Source organism: Aquabacterium sp. (assembly GCF_021768455.1).
Classification (GTDB): Bacteria; Pseudomonadota; Gammaproteobacteria; order Burkholderiales; family Burkholderiaceae_C; genus Aquabacterium.
Map to the genome: position 1 here is coordinate 1 of NZ_JAIZVX010000026.1, position 14,695 is coordinate 14,695.

Consider the following 14,695-nt stretch of genomic DNA (forward strand, 5'->3'; position numbering starts at 1 on the left):
ACCAGCATCAACCAGACCAAGCCGATCATGGTCATCGCGCTGTGCGGCTTGCTGTACAACGTCGTCGTGAACTGGCTGCTGATTTTCGGCCACTTCGGTTTGCAGAAGCTGGGCGCGCTGGGCGGGATCGGCCTGATGCTCGACCACGATGCGCTTGGGCTTGAACAAGCTGGCGCTGATCATTCCCGCGCCCAGGCAGCCCAGAATACCCACCAGCATGGCGTAGGCCCGGGCCATTTGCGCGGAGGCTACCCAACTCAGCAGGAAATGCTGGGCGATGAAGAATGCGCCGAGGCTGACCACCGCCCCGATCAGGATCGAATACCCCAGGTGACGGCTGTCTACCGTGTCACCCCACACCTCGTAGAGTTGCTGCTTCACAGGTTTCTCCCAGTGCCCTTCGGGCTTTTATTGTTATGGACAGGGTAGGGCTGGCCCTTTAAACGGGGACAGCCCTCTGGCGCCTGGCACGAACGGCGCGGGCTACCCGTGAGGCGGTTTCCCGGCCCAGATGGGCGTCGATATAGAGACCGGCGTCCACCACGGCATCCAGGCTTACGCCATGGCGCAGGCCCAGCCCGGCCTGCGCCACCTCTGCATCGAGCCCGACGAAGGCTTCCACGCCTACATGCGCCTCAATGCCCAGCGGCTGAAATGGCATCAACCTGGCACCCAGATCGAGCTGGTGCGTGCCCTGGTGGGCCAACCCGGGCAGCAGGTGCACCTGGCCGGCGGTGGTGGCAGCAAGCACGCCCTGCGACCAGAAGAGCTCGGCCAGATCGGGCCCGACATGGGCGAGGCCCTGCACACGTGCAGCCTGGACGACATCGTCGCCCACAGCCCGATGGCAGCCTTGCCCCTCGCCTTGATCAAATCCGATGTCGACGGCCACGACCACGACGTGCTGGCCTCTGCAGCAGGCCTCATGGCCCAGCACGCACCACTGCTCTATTTCGAGTGCCTGGTCGCCAACGCCAGCCAGCAGGCCGACTTCCACGCCTGCATCGACCGGCTCACCGCCCGCGGCTACACCGAACACTGGCTGTTCGACAACTACGGCAACCTCATCGTGCACGCCACCCAGGCGAGCCAGGTCCATCAGCTGCTTGATTACGTCTGGCGCCAGCACCTGGGCCAGGCCACCCGCACCGTCCACTACATCGACGTGCTATCGGCCACCGAGCGCCACCGAGGCCTTGCCGCACAGGCCGTGGCCACGTACACGCAAGGCATCGGTCAAGGCTGAAGAACCACGGCCGGCTTCATTGCCGGCATCAGGGCAGGGTCAGGCCTGCACAAAGCGCATCGCCAGGGGATGCCCTTCCCCCGCGGTCAGGCGCACCGCCCGTGCGGGCGCCCCGGCTGCGCGCACGCTGTGCAACATGGCGTGCAACCGGTGGTGCATCAGGTGGCCGTCGATGACCCAGGCCGACCGTTCGGCCACACCCGCGTCGCCCATGGCATCGAAACGCGCCACTGCTTCCTCCAACGCGCGCTGCACCGTGGCCGTTTCCAGATCATCGACCCGCACGATGCCCAGGCGCGCCTGCTCATCAGGCGAGACCACCTGGTCGAAGTCGGCAATCGACCTGGGCACGATGGGCACCAGCCCGGCCAGCATCGCGTCGAAAAAACGCGTCGAGAGGTCACGCGTCACAGGCAGGATCAGCGTGCACTTGTAGGCCGCCCATTCCGCCATGCGCTCGGCACCGGTTTTCAGGAAATAGCGCCCGCGGTCTTCTGCCGGCATCAACAGCGCCGAGACCGAAGGCAGCTCCGCCCGCAGGCGCGCCAGCACCTCGGTGCGCCACGCAAACTTGTAGTCCACGTAGTTCAGCAGCAGCGCATCCGAGCGGGGTTGCCCGGCCAGCGCGGCCATCAGGGCCCTCGCCTCCTGAGACGTCCACTGCGCCGAACACAGGGGCACGTGCATCCCCAACGGCGTCACCATGTTCTGCAGGTAGGTCGCCTCGCTCCAGTGCGAAGGGAAATACAGGTCACAGGCCAGCACCGACTTCAGGTTGTTCACCTGCGCCAGGTGGTTGTCCCACATCCACAGCATCACCAGCATGCGAGGGTTGCGCGCCCGGAAGTTGAGGATGCGCTCGGCCATGTCGCCACCGTGGGCCGTGAGGATGAGCACATCGATGCCATCCCAATCGCGCACCTCGTTCACCGGCACGTGGACCAGGCCTGGGTCGGCCAGCAAGCCCTCATCGGTGTCGCCTGCAAAGTAGTTCAGCATCACCGTGGCGGCGGTCGGCTCCCAGGTCCAGCGGATCTTGTCCTGGCGGGCCACCGCCTGCAGCCGCTCGGTCAGTTCGTTGCCGCGCTGGGTCGTCCACAGGCCGTCGTGGCGGTAGGAGTTCACCACGCTCATCGCACACCCCCTGAGCCATCGCCCACATTCAGCCAGCCCAGCAGGCCCCCACCGATCGAGCGCAACTGCGCGCTGGCCTGGTAACCGTCGTACAGCGCATTGACATAGGCCACCCGCAGCGAGAAGTGGTCTCCCTCGGCCGCCATCACGTCAAACAGGGAGCGCTTGCCCAACTGGGACCACTGCTGGAAGGTGGCCGTGCGCACCCGCTCACTGTCCTTGAGCACGTCGACATAGCGCCGTGCGCGGTCAAAGGCGCTGGTCGCCAGTTCCTGCACCTCGAAGGCACGCGCCGTGCGCGTCTGCAGGGTTTCGTCGTACTGCCGGCGTGCGGCCTCGGCCCGGCGTGCCGCCGCAGCCGCCGCCGACTGGTCGGCGCCCCCGTTGAACAGGTTGTACGACACCGACAGGCCCGCCTGGATGCTGCTGTTCGGCACCCCGCCCTGCGCCCCCCGCGTCGCGTTGGCAGTCCAGCTCAGCTGGGGGCGCAGCGAGGCATCGGCCGACTCGGCCAGGTTGCGCGCCCCGTCCGCCTGCGCACGCGCCAGCTGCAGCTCGCTGCTGCGCTCGATCAGGCGGATGATCTCGCCCGTGTCCATCGTTTGCCCCAACGGCCCCGAGAGCCCCTCGCCCACCGTGCCCTGGTCGCCCACATAGCGCTGCAGCCGGATCTCCAGCTGCCGGCTCAGGGCCAATGCACCATCGCGGGCCAGCTCGGCCTGCGCCTGGGTCTTGCGTGCCTGCAGCAACTCGCTGGCGCGCCCCTTGTCCACGGCCACGATCTGGTCCAGCGCCTCCACCAGGCAGGCCATCTTGCGCGCGTACTGCTGGTAGACACGTGCCTGATTGCGGTAGCGGTTGCGCTCCAGCGCCGCCGAGAGCGCGTCCAGCACCACCTGCTCCTGCGTGGCCTGCGCGCTGAAGCGGGCCGCATCGCGCATCTCCTGCCGATAACGGATCACCGCCTGCGTGCGCCCCCCATCCCAGAGGATGCCGCTGGCCGCCACCGTGCCCTGCATCTGCAGCCCTGAGCGCAAGGTGGCGCCGTCGTAGGTGCTGCGCGCCGGCCCCAGGCTGCCGCCCAACGTCACCGAGGGGGCCAAGGCCGCGCGCGCCTGGTCTTCGTCAAACCGGGCGGCCTCGGCCAGCAAGGCCGCGGCACCGGCGCCCGCGCTGCGGCGCACGGCCTCGCGCGCCACCAGCTGCAACTGCATCTCGGGCGGCAGGTTGTCGGCGGTGCCGGGCTCCTGGCTCTTGCCGCCCGGCATGGCGCCGGCCTTGGCACGCGCCTGCGCCTTGTCCACCACCAGGCCCGTGAGCTCATCGCCACAGGCCGCATGACCTGCCAGCGCCCAGGCCGCCAGACCCAATCCAGCCATCACGCGCCGGGTCAAAGGAAGAATCGTCATGAAGTGCATCACCTCTCCCGGAATGCTTCCTGGCTCTTGAGCACCGGTTTCAACAAGAACTGCAACACGGAACGCTCCCCGGTGCGGATCTCCACCGAAGCCGTCATGCCCGGGATCACCTGCAGGGGCGCCCCCTTGGCCTTGAGGGTAGAGACTTCCGAGCGGATCAAAGCCCGGTAATAGCTGTTGTCTTGGGCCCCAGTTTTCGCGTCATCACCCAGCACGTCGGGGCTGATGTACTCCACAACCCCCTTCAGGCCGCCATAGGTGTAGTAGTCGTAGGCACTGAGCTTGACCTCCGCGGGCAGGCCCACGCGCACAAAGCCGATGTCGGTCGGTCGGATGCGGGCCTCCACCAGCACCCGCGGGCCAATCGGCACGATCTCCATCACCGTGGCCCCTGCTGGCACCACGCCGCCCAGCGTCCCCAGCTTGATGTGCTTGACCATGCCTCGCACGGGCGAATACAGCGTCGAGCGCTGCAACACGTCCTGCTTCACCACGATCTGCTCGTCCAGCTGGGCCAATTCCGAGCGCAAACGCATCAGCTCGGTGCTGGCCTCCTGCCGGAAGCGGTTGACCCGCTCCTGCACCTGCAACTGCAGGTCATTGACCTGACGCCGCAGTCGCATCACCTCCACCTCCGACATCAGCCCCTTGTCCGACATCCGCTCGGCCATCGTCAGTTCGCGGTTCAACAGCCCCAGGCTGCGCCGACTCACGCCCACCGCCTCTTCCAGCGACTGGCGCCGAGCCTGATAAGCCTCGGTCTCGCCCTCCACCAGCTCGGTCATCACCGACACGTCTGGCGGGAACTTCAGCGTCCGCCCGGTGGCCTCCGCCTCCAAGCGGGCCAGCTGGGCCTTCAAGGCCAGGCGCTTGGCCACGCCTTCATTCTGCTGCGCCTCCATGCGGGTCGGGTCCAGCTGGAACAAGGCCTGCCCTTTTTCCACCAGCGCCCCCTCGCGCACGGCCAGGCTGCGCAAGATGCCGCCTTCGAGGCTCGCGATCACCTGCTCGCGGCCATCGGCCACCACCTTGGCGTCCACCCTTGTCACCTCGTCCACACGCGCCACACTGGCCCAGATCAGGGCCACCGCCACCGCCAGCAACATCAGGTACAGCGCCCAGGTCGCCCGGGGGGTCGACTCGGCCCACTCCGCATCGCGCAGCCCCTGCAGAAACTCCCGATCGCCCTTGAACAGCCGACCGCTCACCCCATCACGACGTCGCCCCACCTCAGCCTCCTGCCGCGGCGCGCACCGGCGCCGGTGCCATGGCCTCGGGCGCCGCGGCTTGCGCAGGCGGCGCAGGCCTCACACCGGGCTTCTGCCCGGCCAGCATGGCCAGCACCTCGGCCTTGGGGCCATCCGCCAGGATGCGACCACCATCGACCACCACGACCCGGTCGACCACGTCCAGCAGCGCTGGGCGATGGGTCACCACCACCAGGGTGCGCCCTTCCACCGCCTGCTTCAGGTGGCGAATGAAGCTCACCTCCGACTGCGCATCCATCGAACTCGTGGGCTCGTCCATCAGCACCACCCGCGGGCGTGTCACCAGGCAGCGCGCCAAGGCCACCAGCTGCCGCTGCCCGCCCGACAACAGCCCCCCGGCCTCACCCACCGGCAGGTCGTAACCCATCGGGTGCGCGGCCGCGATGCGGTCCAACCCGGTCAGGCGCGCCACCTCGGCAAACTGGGCCGCGTCCGCATGGCTGCGCCCCAACAGCACGTTGTCTCGCAGCGTGCCCTGAAACAGGCGAGGCTCCTGCGTCACGAAACCCACATGGGCCCGGAAATCAGCCGGATCGATCTGGCGCAGGTCGATGCCGTCCACCTCCACAAACCCATCGGCCGGCTGATACAGCCCCCCCAGCAAACGCAGGATGGTCGACTTGCCGCTGCCAATGCGCCCCAGCAAGGCCACGCGCTCACCGGGCTGAATCTGGATCGACACCCCCTTGAGCACCGTGGGCGCATGTGCATGAGCCCCTTGCGGGTAGGCAAAGCGGACCTCGTGCATGGCCAGCTGCCCCTTGATCTCGGGCCGAGACAGGTAACGCTTCGAAGCATCCCGCTCGGTTGGCAGGCTCATCAGTTGATCCAGCGACTTCAAGGCCGCACTCGCTGCCTGGTAGCGCGATGCCAGGGCCACCACGCCGCCCAGGGGCGCCAGCGCCCGCCCCGCGAACATCACCGCGGCAATCAGGGCCCCACCCGTGAGCTGCCCGGCATCGATCAGGTGAACGCCCCACAACAGCATCACCACCGTGATCAGCTGCTGGGCCACCATCGTCGTGTTGTTCACCCAGCTCGCCGCCCAGCGAGCCTTCAAGGACGACACCGCCGCCGAGCTCATGGCCTCGTCGTAACGCCCGATGAAATGGCCCTGCGCGCCGGCCGCACGCACGTCCTCCATGCCCTCCAGCGCCTCGATCAGGATCCCCTGCAGGTCGGCCTGACGCCCCATGTTGGCCCGCGTGTGCCGCCGCAGCGCGCGCTGCGTGGCCAGCGTCAGCCCCAGCAGAAGCGGGATGGCCAGCAGCAACACCAGCACCAGTTCACCCGCCACCACCCAGGTCACTCCCACAAACAGCAGGATGAAAGGCAGGTCGGTCAGTGCCGCGATGGTCGCCGAGGTCGAAAAATCCCGCACCACCTCCACCTGCGCCAGCCGGTGCGCAAAAGCACCGGCAGACTCGGGGCGGTGCTCCAGGCGGATGCCCATGGCCTGCCTGAAAATCTGTGCGCCCAGGGCCACGTCGGCCTTCTTGCCCGCCACATCGATCAGGTAGCTGCGCAGCTGCCGCGCCGCCATGTCGAAGGCAATCGCCACCAGCACCCCTGCCCCCAGGGACCACAAGGTCACAAAGGCCTTGTTGGGGATCACCCTGTCGTACACCACCGACGTGAACAAGCCCGTGAACAGCATCAGCACGTTGCTGAGCAAGGCCGCCAGCATGGCCGCACGGTAGTACGGGAAGAAACGCCGCAGCGTGCCCCACAGCCAGTGACGGGGCTCTTCCTCTTCCTCGCCGCTGTGGGCCACCGGTTTGCTGCGCGAACCCGGCTTCAGCGCCGCAATCAGCGTGTAACCCGCGTACTCGGCCATCAACTCGGCCTCCGTCGCCGTGCAGACCTCGTCGCCACCACCGGGCATCATCACCTCGTAGCGGTCACCTCCCGCCTGCTTGCGCCGCCCCGGAATCCGCCGCGTGACCACACAGGCGTCCCCATTGCGCAGCAAGAGCACCACGGGCATCAGCAGCGACAGGATCTTGCCCGGCGAACGCTTCACCAGCGTCGCGCTGAAGCCGGCGTCTCGCAAGATCTGCAGCGCCTGGTCGGGCGTGAGTGCACCGGTCAGGGCCTTGCCATCGAGCAGGGACTGCTCCGAGCGCATCACCCCGTGGTGTCGGCACAACCACAACACCGCTTCCAGCAGGGGGTCCGCCTGACGTTCACCTTCGGCCAACACCTCGCCCTCTGGCTCAGGGGCCAGTTCGGGCTCGTGCAGGGGCCGGTCGTGTTCGTCTTGCAAGGGGTGCTCCAGCGCCAGGCAAAGTGACGCCCCTCGATACTAAGAAGACGGCCGCACCACCACCCCGTCAAAAGAACGCCGAACAGGCCTCTGTTCTCGCGTGCAAGCACGGCCCGCCGTGTCCGGACGAAAAAAAAGGAAGCACCGTGAAGTGCTTCCTTTTCATCGCATGTGGAGCGGGATAAGAGACTCGAACTCTCGACCTATACCTTGGCAAGGTATCGCTCTACCAACTGAGCTAATCCCGCATGTCTTGCGCTGTAATCAGCGAAGGCTCTCAGTATACATCGGTTTTTCAACAAAATGCAAGCCTCCGCAATCCAGCACGGCTTTTTTGCCACGGCCAGGACGACCTCCCCAGGCCAGCCAAGCCTTACACTCCTGCCCCATGCCCCGATGGTGAAATCGGTAGACACAGCGGACTTAAAATCCGCCGCTCGTTGAAAGACAGCGTGCCGGTTCGACCCCGGCTCGGGGCACCAGTCATCCGTGCGCAGACACCGATCGCCGCCACAAAACAAAAAGCCCCACCAGCATGGCTGGAGAGGCTTGTTGTTCAGGCTGTACCTGGAGGCGCGACCCGGAGTCGAACCGGGCTAGACGGATTTGCAATCCGTTGCATAACCGATTTGCTATCGCGCCATGTCTGTCAGTGTCCAACAAAAAGCCGCTTCACGCAGCCTCCAAGTCAGACACTTGGTAAAAAGGGAAGCCTTTTGGAAGCTTCCCTTTTTGAATGTGGAGCGGGATAAGAGACTCGAACTCTCGACCTATACCTTGGCAAGGTATCGCTCTACCAACTGAGCTAATCCCGCATTGCCCACCTTTCGGTGGCAAGCCTTCGCGCCGCAGATGCTCTGGCCTTGTCTTGCGACTCAACCTGCTTTGCTGCGATTCACTGTCGTTGCCGTCAGTGATCAGCGAAGAACTGAAGTATACATCGGTTTGGCAGCTGCCATCAAGGTGTCGCACTTTTTTGACACCGCCAAACCACCTCCATCGCTCAGTGCTTCAGCACATCGGTCGTGGTGGCCGCAGGCGCCGCCGCCGTTTCCGGCTTGGCCTCGACCTTGGCTTCCTCGTCAGGCAATGGCTCAGGCTGGCGCACCAGCGAGACTTCCAGCACCTTGTCGATCCACTTCACCGGCACGATCTCGATCTGGCTCTTCACGTTCTCAGGGATCTCGGCCAGGTCCTTGACGTTCTCCTCCGGGATCAGCACCGTCTTGATGCCACCACGGTGGGCCGCCAGCAGTTTCTCCTTGAGGCCACCGATCGCCGTCACCTCGCCACGCAGGGTGATTTCACCCGTCATGGCCACGTCGGCGCGCACCGGGATGCCGGTCAGGGCCGACACGAAGGCCAGCGTCATCGCGGCGCCCGCACTCGGACCGTCCTTCGGCGTGGCGCCATCCGGCACGTGGATGTGGATGTCGCGCTTCTCGAAGAGCTCGTCCTTGATCCCCAGGCGGCGGGCACGGCTGCGCACCACGGTGCGGGCGGCTTCCACCGATTCCTTCATCACGTCGCCCAGCTGACCGGTGCGGATGATGTTGCCCTTGCCAGGCATCACGGCGGCTTCGATGGTCAGCAGGTCACCACCGACTTCCGTCCACGCCAGGCCGTTGACCTGACCGATCTGGTCGTCCTTGGTCGCTTCGCCGTAGCTGTACTTGCGCACACCCAGGAAGTCATTGAGGTTCTCGTCGGTGACCAGGACCTTGCCTTCGTACTGCTTGAGCGCCAGACCCTTGATCACCTTGCGGCAGATCTTCGAGACTTCGCGTTCCAGCGAGCGCACACCGGCTTCACGGGTGTAGTAACGGATGATGCCGCGGATGGCGCTTTCGGCAACCTCCAGCTCGCCCTCCTTCACACCGTTGTTCTTGATCTGCTTGGGCAGCAGGTAAGTCTGAACGATGTGGACCTTCTCGTCTTCGGTGTAGCCGGCCAGGCGGATCACTTCCATCCGGTCCAGCAGGGCGGGCGGGATGTTCAGCGAGTTCGAGGTGGCCACGAACATCACGTCAGACAGGTCGAAGTCGACCTCGATGTAATGGTCGCCAAAAGTGTGGTTCTGCTCGGGATCGAGCACTTCCAGCAGCGCCGAAGACGGGTCGCCACGGAAGTCCATGCCCAGCTTGTCGATCTCGTCCAGCAGGAACAGCGGGTTGCGCACACCGACCTTGCTCAGGCTCTGCAGCACCTTGCCCGGCATGGAGCCGATGTAGGTGCGGCGGTGACCACGGATCTCGGCTTCGTCACGCACACCACCCAGGGCCATGCGGACGAACTTGCGGCCGGTCGCCCGAGCGATCGACTGCCCCAGCGAGGTCTTGCCCACGCCCGGAGGACCCACCAGGCAGAGGATGGGTGCCTTGACCTTGTCGACACGTTGCTGGACTGCGAGGTACTCGAGGATGCGTTCCTTGACCTTGTCCAGACCGTAGTGCTCTTCGTTGAGCACGTGGTCGGCGTTGGCCAGATCGTGCTTGACCTTGGACTTCTTGCTCCAGGGCAGGTTGACCAGCGTCTCGATGTAGTTGCGCACCACCGTGGCCTCGGCCGACATGGGTGACATCAGCTTGAGCTTCTTCAGCTCCGCATCGGCCTTCTTGCGCGCTTCCTTGGGCATGCGCGCCGATTCGACCTTCTTGGCCAGCTCTTCCAGGTCGGCGCCGTCTTCGCCCTCGCCCAGTTCCTTCTGAATGGCCTTGACCTGTTCGTTCAGGTAGTACTCGCGCTGCGATTTCTCCATCTGGCGCTTGACGCGGCCACGGATGCGCTTTTCGACCTGCAGGATGTCGACTTCGTGCTCGAGCTGCTCCAGCAGCTTCTCCAGGCGTTGCGAGACAGAGAACAGGTCCAGCACCGACTGCTTGGCTTCGAGCTTGAGCGGAAGGTGGGCGGCGATGGTGTCGGCCAGTCGGCCGGCGTCATCGATGCCGGAGATCGAGGTGAGGATCTCGGGCGGGATCTTCTTGTTGAGCTTGACGTACTGGTCAAACTGCTGGGTCACGGCGCGGCGCAGGGCCTCGACCTCGGGCGTGATGTCGCCCTCAGGCTGAACGGGCACCACCTCGGCGGTGAAGAACTCACCCTCATCGCTGATGGAGGCGGTGTTGGCGCGCTGCACGCCTTCGACCAGCACCTTCACGGTGCCGTCAGGCAGCTTCAGCATCTGCAGGATGCTGGAGACGCAGCCCACGTCGAACATGTCTTCCGCCTTGGGCTCGTCCTTGCCGGCGGCTTTCTGGGCCACGAGCATGATCTGACGGCCCGCTTCCATGGCGGCCTCGAGGGCCTTGATGGACTTGGGGCGACCCACGAAGAGCGGGATCACCATGTGCGGGAAGACCACCACGTCGCGCAGCGGCAGCAGCGGCAGGGTGATGGGATCGGAAGGGAGGATGGGGTGTCCAGACATAAGGGCTCACTTTCTCTGATGCCCACTTGGGGCCTCATCGACAAAACACAAGGGCACCGCGACAACCAACGTGAGCAGGTTCTCGGCGGTGCCCATTCAGAGCGATCCCGTGATCAATCGCTCAGGCACTGGCCTTGGCCTGTTCCCGGTAAACCAACAGCGGTTTGGCGTTGTCGTCGATCGTGGATTCATCCAGCACGACTTTTTGCACTCCTTCCAGTGTGGGCAGTTCGAACATGGTGTCCAGCAGAGACTGCTCAAGGATCGAGCGCAAACCCCGCGCACCGGTCTTGCGGGCCAGGGCCTTGCGGGCGATGGCAGCCAGAGCGGTCGGGCGGATTTCGAGTTCGACACCGTCCATGTTGAGCAGGTGCTGGTATTGCTTGAGCAGCGCGTTCTTGGGCTCGGTGAGGATGCGCACCAGCGCGTCTTCGGTGAGTTCACCCAGGGTCGCGACCACCGGCAGGCGGCCCACGAGTTCGGGGATCAGACCGAACTTGATGATGTCTTCGGGTTCGACCTCTCGGAAGACCTCACCGGCCTTGCGATCGTCCTTGCTCTGCACCGAGGCGCCAAAACCGATGCCGGACTTGACCGAGCGGTTCTGGATGACCTTCTCCAGGCCGTCGAAAGCGCCACCGCAGATGAACAGGATGTTGGTCGTGTCGATCTGCAGGAAGTCCTGGTTCGGGTGCTTGCGGCCGCCTTGCGGGGGCACCGAAGCCATCGTGCCTTCGATCAGCTTGAGCAGGGCCTGCTGCACGCCTTCGCCCGACACGTCGCGGGTGATGGACGGGTTGTCGGACTTGCGCGAGATCTTGTCGATCTCGTCGATGTAGACGATGCCGCGCTGGGCCTTCTCGACCTCGTAATTGCAGTTCTGCAGCAGCTTCTGGATGATGTTCTCGACGTCTTCGCCCACGTAACCGGCTTCGGTCAGCGTGGTGGCGTCGGCGATCACGAAAGGCACGTTCAGCAGGCGGGCCAGGGTCTGGGCCAGCAGCGTCTTGCCGGAGCCGGTGGGGCCGATCAGCAGGATGTTGCTCTTGGAGAGTTCGATCTCGGACTTCTTGCCGTCGGCGCCCATGTGCTTGAGGCGCTTGTAGTGGTTGTACACCGCCACCGACAGCGTGCGCTTGGCGGTGTCCTGGCCAATCACGTACTGGTCGAGGCTCGCCTTGATCTCGGCGGGCGTGGGCAGGTCGCTCTTGGAGGGACGGGTCTGCTCGGCCTCTGCGGCAACCTCATCACGGATGATGTCGTTGCACAGTTCGATGCACTCGTCGCAAATGAAGACGGACGGGCCGGCGATGAGCTTCTTCACCTCGTGCTGGCTCTTTCCGCAGAAGGAGCAGTACAAGATCTTTTCGCTGGAGGAGCCTTTTTTCTCGGGCATGGTGCGGGCCTGTCAAGGGGTCGGCAAGGTATTGAAAAGGCATGATAAGGCATCTGCCACAGGACCCATCCCGCCGAACTGCCCTGCCCTCGTGCGGTTTTTCACCACACAAAAACAGCGCGCCCAGCGGGAGGCCGGGCATCTGGCCTCAGGCACGCTTGTCGAGCACCTTGTCGATGAGTCCGTAGGTGGCAGCCTCGGCGGCCGACATGTAGTAGTCGCGCTCGGTGTCGTTCTGGATCTTTTCCAGAGGCTGACCCGAACGTTCGGCGAGGATGCGGTTGAGTTGTTCGCGGGTCTTGAGGATCTCGCGGGCGTGGATCTCGATGTCGGTGGCCTGGCCCTGCGTGCCGCCCAGCGGCTGGTGGATCATGATCTTGCTGTTGGGCAGGGCGAAGCGCTTGCCCTTTTCACCGGCGGCCAGCAGGAAGGCGCCCATGGAGGCGGCCATGCCCATGCAGAGGGTAGAGACCTGCGGTTTGATGAAGTTCATCGTGTCGAAAATCGACATGCCGGCGCTGACGCTGCCGCCCGGCGAGTTGATGTAGAACGAGATGTCCTTGTCGGGGTTTTCGCTCTCCAGAAAGAGCATCTGGGCCACGACCAGGTTGGCCGAGGCGTCGTTGACGGGGCCGACCAGGAAAATGACGCGCTCACGCAGGAGGCGGCTGTAGATGTCGTAGGCGCGCTCACCGCGGCCCGACTGCTCGATGACCATGGGAACGAGACCCAGGTTTTGCGTTTCCAGTGCGCTCATGTGCTTCCTCGTGACGGGCACCGCGGTTGCGGCTGCCGAAATAAGTGTGTGAATTGATTATGACGTGCCATCCGGCCTCGCTGAACGCCGGAAAAAACGAGCAAGTGCCTTGGTCGTCTTTCCGTTGTTTGCGCGCACAGCCACGGTCGCACAAAACAAAAAGCACCTGCCTCCGCTGGGGATTGCAGGTGCTTTCATCACCAGCCAGCCTCAGGTGGGCTCGCCGGGTGAGGCTTCAAGTGGCGATCAGGCGCCAGCTTGCTGGCCCATCAGCTCTTCGAAGCTCAGGGCCTTGTCCGTGACCTTGGCCTTGGACAAAACGAAGTCAGCCACGTTGCCTTCGATGACCACGGCTTCCACCTCGGCCATGCGCTGGCGGTCGCTCATGTACCAGGCCACCACTTGGGCGGGCTGTTCGTAGCTCTGGGCGAGTTCGTTGATGTGGGCTTGCAGCTGCTCGGGCTTGGCACCCAGGTCGTTGGCCTTGACCAGTTCGGCCACGGTCAGACCCAGACGCACGCGACGCTCGGCCTGGGGCTTGAACATCTCGGCGGGGATCGGGGCCTTGTCGGCGTCCTTGATGCCACGGTTCTTCAGGTCTTCGCGGGCACCGGCCACCAGGCGGTCGGATTCGGCGGCCACCAGGGACTGGGGCAGATCGAATTCGACGACCTTGAGCAGGGCTTCCATGGCAGCGGCCTTGTTGCGGGCGGCCACGCGGAACTTCACTTCGCGCTCGAGGTTCTTCTTGATGTCGGCACGCAGGGACTCCAGCGAACCGTCGGCCAGACCCAGGGTCTTGATGAACTCTTCGTTCAGCTCAGGCAGGTTCTGGGCTTCGACCTTCTGCACGGTCACCAGGAAGTCGGCTTCCTTGCCGGCCACGTCCTTGCCGTGGTAGTCCTCGGGGAAGGGCAGCGGGAAGGTCTTGGAGTCGCCAGCCTTCATGCCGCGCACGGCCTTCTCGAAGGCTTCGAGCATCTGGCCTTCGCCGACCAGGAACTGGTAGCCCTTGGCGCTGCCGCCGTCGAACGGCACGCCGTCGATCTTGCCTTCGAAGTCGATGGTGACACGGTCGCCATCGGCGGCGCCCTCGGCAGCCGGACGCTGGGCGAAGGTGCGACGCTGCTTGCGCAGGATGTCGACGGTGCGGTCGATGGCCGCGTCGTTGACTTCGGCGTTCACGCGCTCGAGCTCGACGGCCGCCAGGTCACCGATGGCGACGTCGGGGTAGACCTCGAAAACGGCGTCGAACTGCAGTTGACCTTCCACGGCATCGCCTTCTTTTTCGACGATGCGGGGTTGGCCAGCCACGCGCAGCTGGGCTTCTTGAGCGGCTTGGGCGAAAGCCTCACCGACCTTGTCGTTGACCACTTCGTACTGGACGGAGTAGCCGTAACGCTGGGTGACGACGTTCAGGGGCACTTTGCCGGGGCGGAAGCCATCGGCCTTGACAGTGCGGGCCAGCTTCTTCAGGCGGGCATCGACTTCGTTCTTGAGGACGTCTGCTGCCAGCGACAGCGTGATGCGGCGCTCCAGCTTGTCGAGGGTCTCCACGGTGATCGCCATGATGTGAGCTCTCAGTAGGTGAGTTGAATGAAAAGGAAGTCTGGTGCGCGGGGGGGGACTCGAACCCCCACACCATTGCTGGCGTCAGGACCTAAACCTGGTGCGTCTACCAATTTCGCCACCCGCGCATCGACCTGAGACGCCCGCGCGCCTTGCAGCGCCCGGGCAGGTTGATCTGGTCAGAACCCGCGATTCTAGCGCGGGTTCAGGCCTG

At 64.8% G+C, this 14,695-nt stretch carries 10 protein-coding genes and 5 tRNA genes; 2 read left to right on the forward strand and 13 right to left on the reverse strand.

The window, feature by feature from the left end; genetic code table 11:
- Positions 1-381, reverse strand: a 381-nt coding sequence (locus QZ994_RS05520) for a hypothetical protein (RefSeq protein WP_290869371.1), incomplete at its 3' end; no start/stop codon positions are given.
- A 130-nt stretch (positions 382-511) separates the two neighbouring features.
- Between QZ994_RS05520 and QZ994_RS05525 the strand changes: the two genes are divergently transcribed.
- Complete coding sequence (locus QZ994_RS05525; RefSeq protein ID WP_290869374.1) at positions 512-1,246, forward strand: hypothetical protein; 735 nt, start codon at positions 512-514, stop codon at positions 1,244-1,246.
- A gap of 39 nt (positions 1,247-1,285) precedes the next feature.
- Here QZ994_RS05525 and QZ994_RS05530 read toward each other — a convergent pair whose 3' ends face one another.
- From QZ994_RS05530 to QZ994_RS05550, 5 genes are all read right to left on the reverse strand, one after another.
- Positions 1,286-2,380, reverse strand: a complete 1,095-nt coding sequence (locus tag QZ994_RS05530; RefSeq protein WP_290869377.1) for a hypothetical protein — start codon at positions 2,378-2,380, stop codon at positions 1,286-1,288.
- Complete coding sequence (locus QZ994_RS05535) at positions 2,377-3,789, reverse strand: TolC family protein (protein WP_290869380.1); 1,413 nt, start codon at positions 3,787-3,789, stop codon at positions 2,377-2,379. The genes QZ994_RS05530 and QZ994_RS05535 overlap by 4 nt, the downstream gene beginning before the upstream one ends.
- A gap of 8 nt (positions 3,790-3,797) precedes the next feature.
- Entirely contained in the window at positions 3,798-5,027 is a 1,230-nt protein-coding gene (locus tag QZ994_RS05540; RefSeq protein ID WP_290869383.1) for an HlyD family type I secretion periplasmic adaptor subunit, read from the reverse strand.
- A 1-nt stretch (position 5,028) separates the two neighbouring features.
- Positions 5,029-7,332 carry a type I secretion system permease/ATPase gene (locus QZ994_RS05545; protein ID WP_290869386.1) on the reverse strand — a complete coding sequence of 768 codons (2,304 nt, stop codon included), beginning with the start codon at positions 7,330-7,332 and terminating at the stop codon, positions 5,029-5,031.
- Between the two features lie 172 nt (positions 7,333-7,504).
- Positions 7,505-7,580 (reverse strand) — tRNA-Gly (locus QZ994_RS05550).
- A 142-nt stretch (positions 7,581-7,722) separates the two neighbouring features.
- Between QZ994_RS05550 and QZ994_RS05555 the strand changes: the two genes are divergently transcribed.
- Positions 7,723-7,814: transfer RNA gene (locus tag QZ994_RS05555), tRNA-Leu, on the forward strand.
- An 86-nt stretch (positions 7,815-7,900) separates the two neighbouring features.
- On the opposite strand, the gene QZ994_RS05560 is transcribed toward QZ994_RS05555, so the two are convergent.
- From QZ994_RS05560 to QZ994_RS05590, 7 genes are all read right to left on the reverse strand, one after another.
- Positions 7,901-7,974, reverse strand: a tRNA-Cys gene (locus QZ994_RS05560).
- 97 nt (positions 7,975-8,071) lie between these two features.
- Positions 8,072-8,147: transfer RNA gene (locus QZ994_RS05565), tRNA-Gly, on the reverse strand.
- Between the two features lie 188 nt (positions 8,148-8,335).
- A complete protein-coding gene (gene lon / locus QZ994_RS05570) occupies positions 8,336-10,759 on the reverse strand; it encodes an endopeptidase La (RefSeq protein ID WP_290869388.1) in 2,424 nt (807 codons plus the stop codon).
- 121 nt (positions 10,760-10,880) lie between these two features.
- Entirely contained in the window at positions 10,881-12,155 is a 1,275-nt protein-coding gene (gene clpX, locus QZ994_RS05575) for an ATP-dependent Clp protease ATP-binding subunit ClpX (protein WP_290869390.1), read from the reverse strand.
- A gap of 148 nt (positions 12,156-12,303) precedes the next feature.
- A complete protein-coding gene (gene clpP / locus QZ994_RS05580) occupies positions 12,304-12,912 on the reverse strand; it encodes an ATP-dependent Clp endopeptidase proteolytic subunit ClpP (RefSeq protein ID WP_290869392.1) in 609 nt (202 codons plus the stop codon).
- A gap of 246 nt (positions 12,913-13,158) precedes the next feature.
- Positions 13,159-14,481 (reverse strand): trigger factor, encoded by a 1,323-nt coding sequence (gene tig, locus QZ994_RS05585; protein ID WP_290869394.1) that lies wholly within the window; start codon positions 14,479-14,481, stop codon positions 13,159-13,161.
- Positions 14,482-14,522: 41 nt separating this feature from the next.
- Positions 14,523-14,609 (reverse strand) — tRNA-Leu (locus QZ994_RS05590).
- Positions 14,610-14,695 lie beyond the last annotated feature (86 nt).

Bases quoted from the DNA above. Each gene is read 5' to 3' on its own strand.
- clpX (WP_290869390.1), bottom strand. From the start codon at position 12,155: ATGCCCGAGAAAAAAGGCTCCTCCAGCGAAAAGATCTTGTACTGCTCC.
- QZ994_RS05525 (WP_290869374.1), top strand. From the start codon at position 512: ATGGGCGTCGATATAGAGACCGGCGTCCACCACGGCATCCAGGCTTAC.
- tig (WP_290869394.1), bottom strand. From the start codon at position 14,481: ATGGCGATCACCGTGGAGACCCTCGACAAGCTGGAGCGCCGCATCACG.
- QZ994_RS05535 (WP_290869380.1), bottom strand. From the start codon at position 3,789: ATGACGATTCTTCCTTTGACCCGGCGCGTGATGGCTGGATTGGGTCTG.
- QZ994_RS05530 (WP_290869377.1), bottom strand. From the start codon at position 2,380: ATGAGCGTGGTGAACTCCTACCGCCACGACGGCCTGTGGACGACCCAG.
- clpP (WP_290869392.1), bottom strand. From the start codon at position 12,912: ATGAGCGCACTGGAAACGCAAAACCTGGGTCTCGTTCCCATGGTCATC.
- lon (WP_290869388.1), bottom strand. From the start codon at position 10,759: ATGTCTGGACACCCCATCCTCCCTTCCGATCCCATCACCCTGCCGCTG.